Annotated in this window: 13 protein-coding genes; 6 read left to right on the top strand and 7 right to left on the bottom strand. The window is 68.3% G+C overall.

Translation table 11 applies throughout. From position 1 onward, the window contains the following. Window positions 1-381: integrase core domain-containing protein (locus AB0K52_RS15830; protein WP_363532092.1), on the top strand; the 381-nt coding region annotated here is incomplete at its 5' end. 513 nt (window positions 382-894) lie between these two features. Here AB0K52_RS15830 and AB0K52_RS15825 read toward each other — a convergent pair. The 5 genes from AB0K52_RS15825 to AB0K52_RS15805 all read right to left on the bottom strand — a co-directional run bounded on the left by AB0K52_RS15825 (window position 895) and on the right by AB0K52_RS15805 (window position 6698). Further along, window positions 895-1161, bottom strand: a complete 267-nt coding sequence (locus AB0K52_RS15825; protein ID WP_363532089.1) for a hypothetical protein — start codon at window positions 1159-1161, stop codon at window positions 895-897. Then, on the bottom strand, window positions 1158-2657 hold the full coding sequence (locus tag AB0K52_RS15820; protein WP_363532088.1) for a hypothetical protein: 1500 nt from the start codon (window positions 2655-2657) through the stop codon (window positions 1158-1160). The genes AB0K52_RS15825 and AB0K52_RS15820 overlap by 4 nt, the downstream gene beginning before the upstream one ends. A 295-nt stretch (window positions 2658-2952) precedes the next feature. Further along, window positions 2953-3792, bottom strand: a complete 840-nt coding sequence (locus tag AB0K52_RS15815; RefSeq protein ID WP_363532111.1) for a sugar ABC transporter permease — start codon at window positions 3790-3792, stop codon at window positions 2953-2955. Window positions 3793-3872: 80 nt separating this feature from the next. Continuing rightward, complete coding sequence (locus AB0K52_RS15810; protein ID WP_363532085.1) at window positions 3873-5420, bottom strand: ABC transporter permease subunit; 1548 nt, start codon at window positions 5418-5420, stop codon at window positions 3873-3875. Window positions 5421-5459: 39 nt separating this feature from the next. After that, window positions 5460-6698 carry a maltose ABC transporter substrate-binding protein gene (locus tag AB0K52_RS15805; protein WP_363532082.1) on the bottom strand — a complete coding sequence of 413 codons (1239 nt, stop codon included), beginning with the start codon at window positions 6696-6698 and terminating at the stop codon, window positions 5460-5462. A 153-nt stretch (window positions 6699-6851) separates the two neighbouring features. Here AB0K52_RS15805 and AB0K52_RS15800 point away from each other — a divergent pair, with 153 nt between their 5' ends. The 4 genes from AB0K52_RS15800 to AB0K52_RS15785 all read left to right on the top strand — a co-directional run bounded on the left by AB0K52_RS15800 (window position 6852) and on the right by AB0K52_RS15785 (window position 10205). Next, window positions 6852-7853 carry a LacI family DNA-binding transcriptional regulator gene (locus tag AB0K52_RS15800; protein ID WP_363532079.1) on the top strand — a complete coding sequence of 334 codons (1002 nt, stop codon included), beginning with the start codon at window positions 6852-6854 and terminating at the stop codon, window positions 7851-7853. Window positions 7854-7866: 13 nt separating this feature from the next. Further along, window positions 7867-9441, top strand: coding sequence for a glycoside hydrolase family 13 protein (locus tag AB0K52_RS15795; protein ID WP_363532077.1), 1575 nt, complete (start codon window positions 7867-7869; stop codon window positions 9439-9441). A gap of 145 nt (window positions 9442-9586) precedes the next feature. Further along, window positions 9587-9823, top strand: a complete 237-nt coding sequence (locus tag AB0K52_RS15790; RefSeq protein ID WP_363532074.1) for a hypothetical protein — start codon at window positions 9587-9589, stop codon at window positions 9821-9823. Window positions 9824-9947: 124 nt separating this feature from the next. Beyond that, window positions 9948-10205: a type II toxin-antitoxin system VapC family toxin gene (locus AB0K52_RS15785; RefSeq protein WP_363532071.1), complete on the top strand. Its 258-nt coding sequence runs from the start codon at window positions 9948-9950 to the stop codon at window positions 10203-10205. Window positions 10206-10284: 79 nt separating this feature from the next. On the opposite strand, the gene fbaA is transcribed toward AB0K52_RS15785, so the two are convergent. Continuing rightward, complete coding sequence (fbaA, locus tag AB0K52_RS15780; protein ID WP_363532067.1) at window positions 10285-11307, bottom strand: class II fructose-bisphosphate aldolase; 1023 nt, start codon at window positions 11305-11307, stop codon at window positions 10285-10287. Window positions 11308-11494: 187 nt separating this feature from the next. On the opposite strand from fbaA, the gene AB0K52_RS15775 reads away from it, so the two are divergent. Next, window positions 11495-11698 carry a hypothetical protein gene (locus tag AB0K52_RS15775; protein WP_363532064.1) on the top strand — a complete coding sequence of 68 codons (204 nt, stop codon included), beginning with the start codon at window positions 11495-11497 and terminating at the stop codon, window positions 11696-11698. Window positions 11699-11754: 56 nt separating this feature from the next. Here the strand turns inward: AB0K52_RS15775 and AB0K52_RS15770 are convergent, their stop codons facing one another. Next, a complete protein-coding gene (locus tag AB0K52_RS15770; RefSeq protein ID WP_363532061.1) occupies window positions 11755-13836 on the bottom strand; it encodes a S9 family peptidase in 2082 nt (693 codons plus the stop codon). Window positions 13837-13875 lie beyond the last annotated feature (39 nt).

The raw sequence follows: 13875 nt of genomic DNA, 5'->3' as shown, positions 1-13875 counted from the left end.
ATGCGCACGGACCTGGTCGAAAAGGCGCTGCGCCGCGCCGAGGCCATCCGCGGCGGCCTGGCCGGCGCGCTGATGCACACCGACCGCGGGACGCAATACGTGTCCGCTCAGTTCGCGAAGTGCTGCACCGAACTCGGCATCATGCAATCGCGAGCCCGGGTCGGCTCCTCAGCCGACAACGCCCTGGCCGAATCGTTCAATGCCACCCTCAAACGCGAAGTCCTGCAAGGACGCCGGACCTTCGCCAACGCCCTCCAGGCCCGATCCCAGGTCGAAGCCTGGATCACCGATTACAACACGACCCGGAGACACTCGTCTCTGGGCTATGTCTCACCCATCGACTACGAACAGCGGCACGCTAGCCTCGCTCTCGCCGCATAGGACGGTGTCAACACCAAAGGGGCAAGCCCCCCCTTTGTCGCTGCCCGGTTGAACCACGGCACCGCCCCACCAGGCAGCCGATCATCCGCCCCACCGCGATCGGGCCTCGTTGTCGCTGCCGGATTGAACCCGAACGAGATGGACCGGGAGGCCGCACATCAGCCCACCATCGCGCTCACCCTGTTGTCGCTGCGAGCTTGAACCTCTACCCCATTCGGGCCGGTCAGCCGCAGACCAATCCGAACCCTGATCTCGCCTGGTTGTCGCTGCCGGATCGAGCCGCGACCCGGTCCCGCCAGAGCGCCGAAGTCCGTCCGGAATCGGAAAAGGACCCCGTTGTCGCTGACTGGTTGAAGTGCAAATCATCCGAGACCGAAGGGCCGCCGACGCACCACTAAGACAAGACGACATCAGTCGCTCTCAGCCTTCGCGGCTGGAACCGTGATCGAATCGCATCAGATCGAATCACGGCCCCAGCCGCAGACGGGTTGGCGCGACGGACCTACGGGCAGGTCAGCCGTCGCATTCGCGGGTGATCTCGGCCCGGACGCGTTGGGCGTGGTCGATGATCGTTTCGTGGTGCTCATCGGCCCATTCGACGTGGAGTGGGGCTGAGACTCGCAGGCTTGGTCGGGCGGTGTCGAGCTCGATGACCGAGCCGAGGGTCACTGGTTCGGCTCCGGAGATGATCACGCGCAAGCGCGGCTGCTTGAGCACCGGCTCGAACCGCAGCAGTCGGCCGTCGACCCATGCGGTGGCCCTGAACTGGACCCGGTTCACCCGACCGCCACCTCCCCGAACGCGCGGTGCGCATCGAACGCCCGCTCCCATCGGGCCATATAAGGGATCGGCGAGGGCCTGGACCGGGCCTGGCGGGCTTCGGTGCGCCAGTGCGTTGCGGCCGAACGGATCTCAGCGGCGAGCTCGCCGCTACTGGCCCGCTTCCGGGCGGCGATCGCGGCGCGGCCCCCTCGGGCGCCGTTGATGGCGGCGGCGAGCTGCGCGAACGGGTCCGGTATGCACTCGCCCGAAGCCGAAGCCGAAGCCGAAGCCGAAGCCGAAGCCGCAGCCGCAGCCGAAGCCGAAGCCGCAGCACCAGGCACCGGTGTCGCATCAGGCACCGGCGCGGCCGGAACGGGCCCGGGTTGCGCCGCAAGGGCCGGAACGGGCCCGGGTTGCGGCGTACCGGCCGGGACCGGTCCGCACTGCGGCGTCTGGCCGTTCGATCGCGGCCGAGCCTGGCCCGGCAGCACGGGTCCGGCCGGGCATGCCGAAGTGCTTCGGCTGCGGCCCTTGAGGATCGCAACCACCCATCGGAAAGTTCGCAGCAGCGCCGCGACCGGCCAGCGGTGCTGGCTGCCCAGAGACCGCCGGTTGGCCCAGTGGGCCGCCTCGAGCGGTGCGGACTTGATCATGAACCGGTCCCATGCGTCCTCGCGGAGCTTCGAGAAGCGGTAGTTGTCGTCGTCGCCGACCGCGGCGTTTCCGTTGTCGCCGTGGTCGGTCGGGGTGTCGCAGGCGCCGCTCGTCCAGCCCCGGTCGCCGGGCGAGCGGAAGCGGCCGCGCCCTGCCTGCAGATCCTCCTCGCCGGCGGGCCAGAACCGCGTCCTGCGCGAACGCTCCTCGACCGGTTGGGGTTCGTCGGGTTCGGAGGGGACCGGGCGGCCCCGCGAACCCAACGGCGGCGGTCGGTCGAACCCGCCACGCTCGTCCGACGTGCGCAAACGATCGCGACCGCTCTCGTCGGAGCCACCGCGCTCGCCGGGACGCCTCGGCGGCCGGTCGGGCGTGATCGGCGTTTCCTCTTGTGCGCGTTCCGGGTCCGGTGCGGTCTCGACCTCCGCAGCGGTCGGTTGCTGCTCCCATGGCGGGATCGGGTCGGGGAGTTCATCGCGGCGGTGGCGGCCGGTTCGGGGGTCCGGTCGCCAACCGTCAGAGCCGAAGGGGCCGGGGTCGTCGGGGTCCTGGGGGCGGTCGCGGTCGATGATCCACGTGTCGCCGGGCCGGTGGCGCAGGTGCGGCGGCTCGTAATGCGGCGAGGCCGGGTCGGAGGCGTGCGCGGTGAGATCGCACAGGTCGGGGCGGGTCTGGTACCGGTACGCGCCCGGAGTCATCGGATCGGGTGACCCGTCGGCCAGGAACAGGCGGCGGCCCGCCCAGTCGTAGAAGCCGTCGACCTGCTCGAGCAGGCCCGGGTTCTCCGGATGCGGATACGAGGCCCGCGCGTTTCTACCTACCGGCTCACCCGGGTTTCGGCGTACGCTGACAGAGACCATAGGAGGGTTTCCTTCCTTGGTTGGGAAGGTGGGTCGCCTCCAGACGGCAATCAGGTTTGGCGACCCACCGGTCCGTATGCAGTTGTGCTGAAACCGCCCACTGGGCGGTTCTTTCACATTGACACACGCGTCCGACCTTTCCCAGTCAGCGACACACCCCCGTGCAAAAGCGTCTAGACGCCACGCCAAAAGGCCCGGATCGAGGGGAGGGAGGCTCCCCCTGATCCGGGCCTTTTGCCACCTGCCCTGGGGGACAGGATTTCCGTGTCGAGCAGTGGTCTTGCGGTCTTGCGTCTTAACCCTTCACTGCCCCGCCGGTCAGACCGGACACGATGTACCGCTGCAGGCTCATGAACACCGCCACCGTCAGCACCGAGGTGAGCAGCGTGCCCGCAGCGAAGATCCCGAAGTAGGACGCTGGAGAGTTGTCCGCCGTGAGCGTCTTCAACCCGACCGCGAGCGTCATCTCCGGCCGGTCGGTGAGGAACAGGCTCGCCAGGACGAAGTCGTTCATCGTGCCGACGAATGCGAGGATGCCCGAGATCGCGATGATCGGGGCCGCCAGCGGCAGGATCATGCCGAAGAAGATCTGCGCGTGCGTCGCGCCGTCGATCGTGGCCGCCTCGTCGAGCTCCTTCGGGATGGTGTCGAAGAAGCCCTTCATCAGCCAAGTCGAGACCCCCAGCGCACCGCCCATGTAGACGAGCATCAGGCCGAGCCGGGTGTTCAACCCGACGGCCGGGTAGAACTCGCCGATGTTGCCGAAGATCAAATACAGCGCCACGACGGCCAGGAACGCCGGGAACATCTGGATCAGCAGGAGGAACAGGAGCATCGGGCGGCGGCCCTTGAACCGGAAGCGGCTGAACGCGTACGCCGCCAGCGAGGAGATGAAGATCGAGATGAACGCCGCCGGGATCGCGATCATCAGCGAGTTCATGAACCAGGACCCGAACGGCACGTTGTCGTCCGTGAACAGCTTCTGGAAGTTGTTCAAGCTGAACGAGGTCGGCAGCAGGCTGGTCGAGGACATGGTGCCGTTGGGGTTGAACGCCGCCGAGACCACGTACACGATCGGGACGAGCCCGAACACCAGGACCGCGACCGCGACCACGTGCCGCCAGCCGGTGTCCATCGCCCATTGCACGAAAGGGGGCTTGCGCTTGCGCGCCCGCGCCGCGTACCGCTCCGGGGCGGCGGTTTCGAGTGTCCGCGTCATGAGTACACGTCCTCCTGGTTGCGGGTGAAGCGGAACATGAACGCCGAGATGGTGGCGACGATGAGGAAGATGAACACGCTGATGGCGCTGGCGAACCCGTAGTCGGCGCTGGAGGAGCCGAAGGCCTGCCGGAACGCGTAGGTGATGAGGATGTCGGTGCCGCCGACCGCGTCGCCCGCCATGAACGGGTTGCCGCCGCTGAGCAGCTCGATCGCGTTGAAGTTGTTGAAGTTGAACGCGAACGAGGAGATGAGCAGCGGGGTGAGGGCGATGAGCAGCAGCGGCAGGGTGATCTTGCGGAACGCCGTCACGCCGGTCGCGCCGTCGATCTTGGCCGCCTCGAGCGAGTCCGACGGCAGCGCTTGGAGCGCGCCGAGGCAGATGAGGAACATGTACGGCCAGCCCAGCCAGGTGTTGGCGATGAGGACCATCGCCCGGGCCGACCAGGTGCCGCCGTACCAGTTCACGTCGAGGTTGAACAGGTCGTTGACGAGTCCGAAGTCGCGGTTGAACATCTGCGCCCAGACCAGGAGCATCGCGAAGGACGGCATGGCGTACGGCAGGATCATGAAGGTCCGGTAGAACTTCGTGCCGCGCATGGACTCCTTGTTGAGGGCCATGGCGGTGCCGAGGCCGATCGCGAAGGTGAACAGGACCGATCCGGCCGCGAACATGATGTTCCAGGTGAAGACCCCGAGGAAGGGTCCGCGGATGTCGGGGTCGGAGATCACGTCGAGGTAGTTGTCGGCGCCGATGTTGACGCGCCAGCCGACGAGCGCGGCTTTGCCGTCCTCGGTCAGGTAGGTGCCGGTCTCGTTGTCGGCGGTCCAGACGGTGCCGGTGACCGAGTCGGTGATGCAGTCGCAGGTTTCGCTGTAGGAGCGCGTGGACTGGCCCTCGAAGGCGGAGAGCCCTTGGAGCCTGATGCCGGTCTCGGGGCCGGTCGGGACGGCCAGCGCCGTCAGTTCGGCCTGGCGCTCGTTGAGTTCGGCGAGGTCCCAGACGGTGTAGCCGGGTGCGGCGGTGACGCGTCCGGTGCCGTCGACGGTGGCGTCGTCGAGTTCGGTGAGGCCCGCTTCCGTTCCAGCCCAGGTGGATCCGTCCTGCTGGTCCGTGAGGAGCAGAGCGAGCTCGCCTGAGGGGGACTCGCCGATCGCCACGAGGTAGGTGGTGCCGCCGGGGGTCTGCTGGACGCCGGCGGCGATGATCGCCTCGGTGGCCTGTTCCTTGTCCACCCGGTGCCCGTCGCCGTAGTTGGTGAACGAGGTGCCGATGGTCATGATCACCGGCAGGATCTGGAAGGCCAGCAGCAGCATCGTGCCGGGGATCAGGTATTTGAGTTGGATCGCCCGGCGCTGGAGGTAGACGTAGAAGACGACGGTGACTACGGCCGCCTCCAGTGCCAGGCCCCACCAGGCCTCGGCGGCGATGAGCGGCGACGCCGCCCAGACGGCCAGCGCCGCGACCACCGCGAGCACTGCGATCTTGATGATCAGACCCGCGGCGGTGGCAGAACCGGCCGTCCGGGAACGTTGGTCGAGCACGTATGCGTTCCTTCGCTCGTCGAGGCTTACCGGTCGGTGCTAGGAGGAGGCGACGGCGTCGCGGATCGCCTGGGCGGCGGTCGTTGCGGCCTCTTCTCCGGTGGCGGCCTGGTCGATCGCGTCGGCTTGCGCGCGGCCGAAGGGCTCCCAGACGGCGTTCATCGCGGGGATGTTCGGCATGGGGACGCCGTTCTCGCCGGCGAGGGCGAAGCCCTGGACGTCGGCGTTGTCCGCGGCGAAGGCCTCGGCTGCGGCGGTGAGGGCGGGGAGGCGGCCGCCGGCTTCGGCGAGCTTGAGCTGCAGGTCCTCGGTGAGGACGTAGTTGGTGACGAACTCCTGGGCGAAGACGGCGTTCGCGGCGGTCGCGGAGACGTAGAAGCCCTGGACGCCGAGGAACGGCGAGCAGGGGCCCTGGCCTTCGAAGCCGGGGATCGCGGTGACCTCGTAGTTGAGGCCGGCGGACTGGACGTCGGTGAGGGCCCAGGGGCCGGAGATGAGGAGGGCGGTCTTGCCTTCGACGAAGAACGGGATGGTGTTGGTGGCGTCGATGGTGGTCTTGAGGACGCCGTCTTTGCCGAGCTCGGCGAACTTCTCGAACGCCGCGATGCCGCCGGGGGAGTCGACGCCGACGTCGGTCGGGTCGAGGGTGCCGGTGCCGTCGTCCTTGAAGAGGTAGCCGCCGAAGGAGGAGAACAGGGGGTAGGCGTTGTAGGCGTTGCCGTCGACGCCGGTCTCCACGGTGAGGACCTCCTGGGTGCCGGCGGCCTTGCCGGCCGCGACGAGCTCCTCGAAGGTGACGGGGGCGTCCGGGACCAGGTCGGTGTTGCGGATGAGGCCGATGTTCTCCATCGCGTAGGCCACGCCGTAGATGTTGCCGTCGACGGTGAACGCCTTGACGGCGGTCTCGTTGAGGGATGCCTTCTGTTCGTCGCTGAGGGTGACGGGCACGACGACGCCGTCGGCGGCGAGCTGGCCGGACCAGTCGTGGGCGCCCACGAGAATGTCGGGTCCCTGTCCCTGCTCGGCGGCGGCGAGGAAGTCTTCGCGGAGGGTCTCCACGTGCTCTTCGACGGTGACCTTGACGCCGACTTCCTGCTCGAAGTTCTTGACGAACTCCTTGAGGACCGGGGTGCGGGTCTCGTCGGCCCAGATCACGAGCTCGCCGGAGAACTCGGGGGTGTCGCCGCCAGCCGAGTCGCCGTCGTCGGAACCGCAGGCCGCTGCCGCGCCGAGGGCGGCGGCGGAGACGGCGGTGATTCCCAGGGTCCTTCTGCGCATGTCTGTTCTCTCCTCGTTGAGGGGCCCCGGGGCGGGGGCCGGTGACCGGGGGCTCGCGCCCCGAACTTCCTCGAACATTAGCAAGATGTTTCAGAAACAGGAAACCCTTGCAACCAAACTGTTGCCAAATTTCAGATAGGCTACGCTGTCATCATGCGGCTTCGACTCTCTGACATCGCCCGGCAGGCCGGGGTCAGTGAGGCAACGGTGTCCCGGGTCCTCAACGACAAACCCGGGGTCGGTCAGCAGACCCGACAGTCCGTCCTCACTGCCCTCGACGTGCTCGGATACGAACGCCCCCAGGCGCTGCGCAAGCACGCCATCGGCCTCATCGGCCTGGTCGTGCCCGAACTGGAGAACCCGATCTTCCCGCTCTACGCGCAGACGATCTCCAATGTGCTCGCCGGATCGGGCTACACCCCGGTCCTATGCACGCAGACCCCCGGCGGCGTCTCCGAGGACGAGTTCGTCGAGATGCTGCGCGAGCGGGCCGTGGCCGGCATCATCTTCGTCTCCGGCCTGCACGCGGACACGACCGCGAGCACCGAGCGCTACCAGGAGCTGAAGGACAAGCGCCTTCCGGTGGCCTTCGTTACCGGTCACCCGGAGGGCGTCCAGGCGGCGTCCTTCTCCTGCGACGACAACGTGGCCGCGCGCATCGCCGTCGAGCACCTCGCCGGGCTGGGCCACACGCGCATCGGGCTCGTCTCGGGCCCCGACCGGTACTGGCCGGTGCGCCGCAAGATCTCCGGCTACCGGGCCGCGATGCAGCATGTCGGCCCCGAGCTCATCGAGCTCACCCTCTTCGGGGAGCAGGGCGGCCACGCCGCCGCGTCCCGCCTCATCGACCGCGGCGCGACCGCGGTCGTCTGCGGCTCGGACATGATGGCGCTGGGCGCGATCCGGGCGGCCGAGGAGCGCGGGCTGAACGTCCCGCAGGACTTCTCGGTGGTCGGTTACGACGACTCGCCGCTGATCGCGCACACCAACCCCCCGCTCACGACCGTCCGGCAGCCGGTGCGCGACATCGCGACCGCCGCCGCCCGGGCCCTGCTCGACGAGATCGCCGGGCAGCCCACCCCGTCCTCGGAATACCTGTTCCGACCCGAGCTCGTCGTACGCGGTTCCACCGGTGCGGCGCCTGCAAACGACTGAAAGGCTTGCACTGATGAGTGAGGCACCGTTGGGTGGACACTGGTGGCGCGACGCGGTGATCTACCAGGTCTATCCGCGTTCCTTCGCCGACGCGAACGGCGACGGCATGGGCGACCTCGAGGGCGTCCGCTCCCGCATCCCCTACCTCGCCCGGCTCGGTGTGGACGCCATCTGGCTGTCCCCGTTCTTCGCGTCCCCGCAGAACGACGCCGGTTACGACGTGTCGGACTACCGGGCGATCGAGCCGCGCTTCGGCGACCTCGACGACTTCGACCGGATGCTCGCCACCGCCCACGAGCACGGCATCCGCCTCATCGCCGACCTCGTCCCCAACCACACCTCCTCCGAGCACGAGTGGTTCAAGGCGGCTCTGGCGGCGGGCCCGGGTTCGCCGGAGCGGGCCCGGTACTGGTTCCGCGACGTCGACCCCGAGCGCCCGGACTTCCCGCCGAACAACTGGCAGTCGATCTTCGGCGGCCCGGCGTGGACGAAGACCGAGGACGGGAAGCAGTGGTACCTGCACCTGTTCGACTCGACGCAGCCGGACCTGAACTGGGAGAACCCGGAGGTCCACGCGGAGTTCCAGTCGATCCTGCGGTTCTGGCTCGACCGGGGCGTGGACGGGTTCCGCATCGACGTCGCGCACGGCATGGTGAAGGCCGAGGGCCTGCCCGACACGGGCGGGGACGGGACGATCGAGATGATCGGGACGACGCTCGCGCCGTTCTTCGACCAGGACGGCGTGCACGACATCTACCGCACGTGGCGGCCGATCATCGAGGAGTACGAGGGCGACCGGATCTTCGTGGCGGAGGCGTGGACGGACTCGGCCGAGCGCCGCGCCCTCTACCTGCGGCCCGACGAGCTGCACCAGGCGTTCAACTTCGACCTGGTCTTGGCGCCGTTCAAGGCCGCGGACTTCCGCAAGGCGATCGACGCGGAGATCGCGAACAACGCCGGCGTCGGGGCCCCGTGCACGTGGGTGCTGTCGAACCACGACGTGCAGCGCCACGTCACCCGCTACGGCGGCGGCGCCGAGGGCCTGGCCCGCGCGAAGGCCGCGACCCAGCTGCTCTTGTCCCTGCCGGGCGTCGTGTACGTCTACCAGGGCGAGGAGCTGGGCCTGAACGAGGTCCTCGACCTGCCCGCGGAGGTCCGCGAGGACCCGACGTTCTTCCGCACGAACGGCGAGCAGATCGGCCGCGACGGCTGCCGCGTCCCGCTCCCGTGGACGCGCGAGGGCGACTCGCTCGGCTTCGGCTCGGGCGGTTCTTGGCTGCCCCAGCCGGCCGCCTGGTCCGAGCTGTCGGTCGAGGCCGAGGACGGCGTCGCCGGTTCGACGCTCGAGTTCTACCGCGCGGCGATCAATCTCCGCAAGGAGTTGCGGGCGGCCGTCACGGGCCTGACCTGGCTCGCCGACCCCGGCGAGGACGCGTTCGCGTTCGACAACGGCGCCCTGGTCTGCGTCGTCAACTTCTCCGACGCCGCGGTCCCGGTCGCCTCCTACGGCACCGAGGTCCTCCTCGCGAGCGCCCCGCTCGTGGACGGGGCCCTCCCGGCGGGTTCGACGGTCTGGTTCAAGAAGTAACTCGAGCAGCAGGAAGGGCCTGGCCGCTGGTGCGGCCAGGCCCTGATCCGTCCGCCGACGGAGTGCCTTGTGTCGGCTGTTCCGCCTGCCTGCCGCCGCGTGTCGAAACATGAAATCCGACGATGCGTCGCCTAGCATCGATCGCATGGCAACGATCGAAATACACGATGTCCCGGACGATGTGGTCGCCAAGTTGCGCGAACGTGCGACCCGGTCGCACCAGTCCTTTGAGGCGTACCTCAACAGCGTCATAGAGCGCGCCGCACAGGTGATCAGTGTCGAAGAGGCCGTCGCGAGGGGCCGCGAGATCTCCAGGGGCACCGGTATCACCGCAGATGATGTGCTGGCTGCCATCGAGGAAGGCCGGGCCGAACGCTCGTGATCGTCATCGACACCTCCGCGATGATCGAATTGCTGACCGGTGAGGACGACTTGGCCGAGCGAGTCCGCGGCGCGGTCGAGGGCCACGCACTTGCCGCACCTCATGCGCTCGACCTCGAGCTTCGGTGCTTCGTGGTCTGGCTCGGGGCGGGAAGCTCCCCGAATCGAAGGCCCTGGCCGCGATTTCGACGCTTGAGCAGCTTGACCTGCAGCGATTCGAGCACACCTGGTATCTGCCCCGGATCTGGGAACTGCGGTCCAATATGGCTTCGTACGACGCGGCCTTTATCGCCCTATCGGAAGCGCTGGGCCTCCCGCTGCTCACTGCGGACAAGAAGTTCGGCAGGGTTCCCGGCACCAGGTGCCAGATCGTCACGGTCTGAACGATGTCGGCATCGGCATAGAACGAAAGCGGCCCGGCCGCATCGCGGCCGGGCCCTTCTCTCGCCTTGCGGCGGTTGCTTACTTGATCTTGTTGCCGGCGGAGCGGAGCTGCTGGCAGGCTTCGACGATGCGGGCGGCCATGCCGGCTTCGGCGAGCTTGCCGTAGGCGCGCGGGTCGTAGGCCTTCTTGTTGCCGACCTCGCCCTCGACCTTGAGCACGCCGTCGTAGTTCTTGAACATGTGGTCGACGACGGGGCGCGTGAACGCGTACTGGGCGTCGGTGTCGATGTTCATCTTGATGACGCCGTGGTCGACCGCGTCGGAGATCTCCTGCGCGGTGGAGCCGGAGCCGCCGTGGAAGACGAGGTCGAACGGCTTGTCCTTGCCGACCTTGGCGCCGACGGCGTCCTGGATCTCCTTGAGGATCTCGGGGCGCAGGTGCACGTTGCCGGGCTTGTAGACGCCGTGGACGTTGCCGAAGGTCAGGGCCGTCATGTAGCGGCCCTTCTCGCCGGCGCCGAGCGCTTCGACGGTGGCGAGGCCGTCTTCGACGGTGGTGTAGAGCTTCTCGTTGATCTCGGCTTCGACGCCGTCCTCTTCGCCGCCGACGACGCCGATCTCGATCTCGAGGATGATGTTGGCCTTGGAGGTGCGGGCCAGGAGCTCCTGGGCGATCTCCAGGTTCTCGGCCATGGGCACGGCGGAGCCGTCCCACATGTGGGACTGGAAGAGGGGGAGTTCGCCGCGGGCGACGCGCTCTTCGCTGATGGCGAGGAGGGGGCGCACGAACGAGTCGAGGTTGTTCTTCGGGCAGTGGTCGGTGTGGAGGGCGACCTTGACCGGGTAGTTCTTGGCGATCTCGTGGGCGGCCGCGGCGAGCGCGACGGAGCCGGTGACCTTGTTCTTGACGGTCGGGCCGGACAGGTATTCGGCGCCGCCGGTCGAGACCTGGACGATGCCGTCGGACTCGGCTTCGGCGAACGCGGCCAGGGCGGCGTTGAGCGTCTGGGTCGAGGTCACGTTGATGGCCGGGTAGGCGAAGGAGCCAGCCTTCGCCCGGTCGAGCATCTCGTTGTATTCCTCGGGTGTTGCGATAGGCATGCTGCCTGCTCCTTAGACAAGTCGTTGATGGCCTCCCCGACCGGGGGCGGTGCTCAGACGCCGCTGTCTGATGGCCTCGAACTATTGCATTGAGATGAAGTATTGCCCACAGCCGTGTGACGGCATAACTCAGGCTACCTGGTGGTTCACTGGTCGGGCGAGTCCCGGCGCGTCTACCGTGGGTTATATGAACTATCACCAGGAATGGGCGGGCGAGTCCGACGAGTTGTCCGAGTTCGACCTGGCGGATTCGGCCGAGCCTCCGGCCGAGGACGATCCGGAGGCGGCGGTCGAGGAGCCCAAGGGGGCGGTTCCCGACGAGGTCGATCCGGCCGACGCGGCCGAGCAGCGGCGCGAGGTCCCGGAGGAGGAGGACGAGCGCCCCGAATAGCCGAGAGGCCCGGCCCCGAGCATCGGGACCGGGCCTCACCGCCGCTTGCTCAAGCGCTACGCCGCCGCGCCCAGCTGGTCGAGCACCCAGGCGAGGTTGAACGCCTCTTCCTCCCAGGCGTCGTACCGGCCGGAGCGGCCGCCGTGCCCGGCCTCCATCTCGGTCTTCAGGAGGACGTCGGAGTCGGGGCTCTCGTGGCGGAGCTTCGCGATCCACTTAGCGGGCTCGTGGAAGCCGACCCGGGTGTCGTTGAGGCTGGTGACGGCCAGGATCGACGGGTAGCGGGCGCCGGTGACGTTCTCGTAGGGCGAGTACGACTTCATGTACTCGTACACCTCCGGCGACTCGAGCGGGTTGCCCCACTCCTCCCATTCGATGACGGTGAGCGGCATCGTCGGGTCGAGGATGGTGTTGAGCGCGTCGACGAACGGGACGTCGGCGAGGATGCCGGCGAACCGCTGGGGGGCGAGGTTGGCGACGGCGCCCATGAGGAGTCCGCCGGCGGAGCCGCCGCGGGCGACGATCCGGTCAGGGGCGGCCCACCCGACGTCGACCAGGTGCTCGGCGCAGTCCACGAAGTCGGTGAACGTGTTCCGCTTGTGGAGGAGCTTGCCCTGCTCGTACCACTGCCGGCCCATCTCGCCGCCGCCGCGGATGTGGGCGATGGCGAAGACGACGCCGCGGTCGAGCAGGCTCAGCCGCGCGATGGAGAAGTACGGGTCGATGGAGTGCTCGTAGGAGCCGTACCCGTACAGCAGGCACGGCGCGGTGCCGTCGGCGGTGACGCCCTGCTTGGCGACGATCGAGATCGGGACCTTGGTGCCGTCGGCGGCGGTGGCCCATTCGCGGTACTGCACGTAGTCGGCGGGGTCGAAGTCGCCGAGGACCGGGGTCTGCTTGCGCAGGTGGAGTTGGGCGGCGTCGATGTCGTAGTCGTACACCGAGGACGGCGTGACGAGGGACGTGTAGCCGAGGCGGATCTGCCGCGACTCGTAGTCGGGGTTCTCGCCGAGCCCGACCGCGTAGATCGGCTCGTCGAACGCGATCTCGGTCAGCCGCCCGTCCCCGCCGAGGATGGCCACCTGGGAGAGCCCGGCGCGGCGCATGGAGACCACGACGTGGTCGGCGAACGCGTCGGCGGATTCGAGCCGCACCGCCTCGTCGTGGGCGATGACCTCGTTGAACTGGGTGGTGTCGGCGACGGGCGTCCAGCCGAGCGTGAAGTTCTCGGCGTCCTTGTTGTGGAGCACCCAGAACCGGTCGCCCTGGTGGTCGACGGAGAGCTCGACGCCCTGGACGCGGCCGTTGCCGAACACCTGGAACTCGCCGGTCGGGTCGGCCGCGTCGAGGTAGCGGACCTCGGTGGTGATCTTGGAGCCGGAGACGATGAAGAGGTACCGCTCGGAGCGGGTCAGGTCGATGCCGGTCCAGAACCGCTCGTCGTCCTCCTGGTGGACCAGCACGTCCTTGTCCTCGTGCTCGCCGAGGACGTGCCGCCACACCTGGTACGGCCGCCACGCGTCGTCCACTTTGGTGTAGAAGAACACGGAGCCGTCGAGCGACCAGGAACCGCCGTAGAACACGTTCGGGATGTCGTCGGGGAAGTCCTCGCCGGTGCGCAGATCCTTGAACCGCAAGGTGAACCGCTCGTCGCCCGAGTAGTTCACGGCGTACGCCAGGAGGTTCCCGTCGGGGGAGACGTCGCAGGTGCCCAGGGAGAAGAAGTCGTGGCCCTCGGCGAGCTCGTTGCCGTCGACGAGGATCTCCTCGCCCTCGATCGCGGTCCCGGCCTCGATCTCGGGCGGCGTGTCGCCGTCGGCCTTGAGGCGGCACTGGATGCCGTACTGCTTGCCCTCCTCGGTGCGGCCGTAGTACCACCAGCCGCGCTTGCGGACGGGGACCGAGAGGTCGGTCTCCTGGGTGCGGGACTTGATCTCGCCGAAGATGCTCTTGCGCAGCGCCGCGAGGTGCGCCGTGCGCGCTTCGGTGTAGACGTTCTCGGCCTTGAGGTAGTCGACGGTGGCCGGATCCTCGGGATCCTTGAGCCAGGCGTACGGGTCGTTCACAGTGTCGCCGTGGTGAGTGCGCGGGTGGTCGCGGCGGGGGGCCGCTGGTTTCGCTGCTTGCGTTTCCGACATGCCTCAACTGTAAGGGCCGCGGGCGGGACGCGCCGGTCA

Origin of the sequence: Glycomyces sp. NPDC049804 (genome assembly GCF_040674615.1) — a bacterium.
GTDB classification, from domain to species: domain Bacteria; phylum Actinomycetota; class Actinomycetes; order Mycobacteriales; family Micromonosporaceae; genus Glycomyces; species Glycomyces niveus.
The sequence above is the reverse complement of the archived record's forward strand: the minus strand, read 5'-3'. Positions and strand labels throughout refer to the sequence as shown.

Coding starts and splice junctions, on each gene's coding strand:
- AB0K52_RS15820 (WP_363532088.1), bottom strand. CDS start 2,657: ATGGTCTCTGTCAGCGTACGCCGAAACCCGGGTGAGCCGGTAGGTAGA.
- AB0K52_RS15770 (WP_363532061.1), bottom strand. CDS start 13,836: ATGTCGGAAACGCAAGCAGCGAAACCAGCGGCCCCCCGCCGCGACCAC.
- AB0K52_RS15800 (WP_363532079.1), top strand. CDS start 6,852: ATGCGGCTTCGACTCTCTGACATCGCCCGGCAGGCCGGGGTCAGTGAG.
- fbaA (WP_363532067.1), bottom strand. CDS start 11,307: ATGCCTATCGCAACACCCGAGGAATACAACGAGATGCTCGACCGGGCG.
- AB0K52_RS15815 (WP_363532111.1), bottom strand. CDS start 3,792: ATGGACACCGGCTGGCGGCACGTGGTCGCGGTCGCGGTCCTGGTGTTC.
- AB0K52_RS15795 (WP_363532077.1), top strand. CDS start 7,867: ATGAGTGAGGCACCGTTGGGTGGACACTGGTGGCGCGACGCGGTGATC.
- AB0K52_RS15790 (WP_363532074.1), top strand. CDS start 9,587: ATGGCAACGATCGAAATACACGATGTCCCGGACGATGTGGTCGCCAAG.
- AB0K52_RS15775 (WP_363532064.1), top strand. CDS start 11,495: ATGAACTATCACCAGGAATGGGCGGGCGAGTCCGACGAGTTGTCCGAG.
- AB0K52_RS15805 (WP_363532082.1), bottom strand. CDS start 6,698: ATGCGCAGAAGGACCCTGGGAATCACCGCCGTCTCCGCCGCCGCCCTC.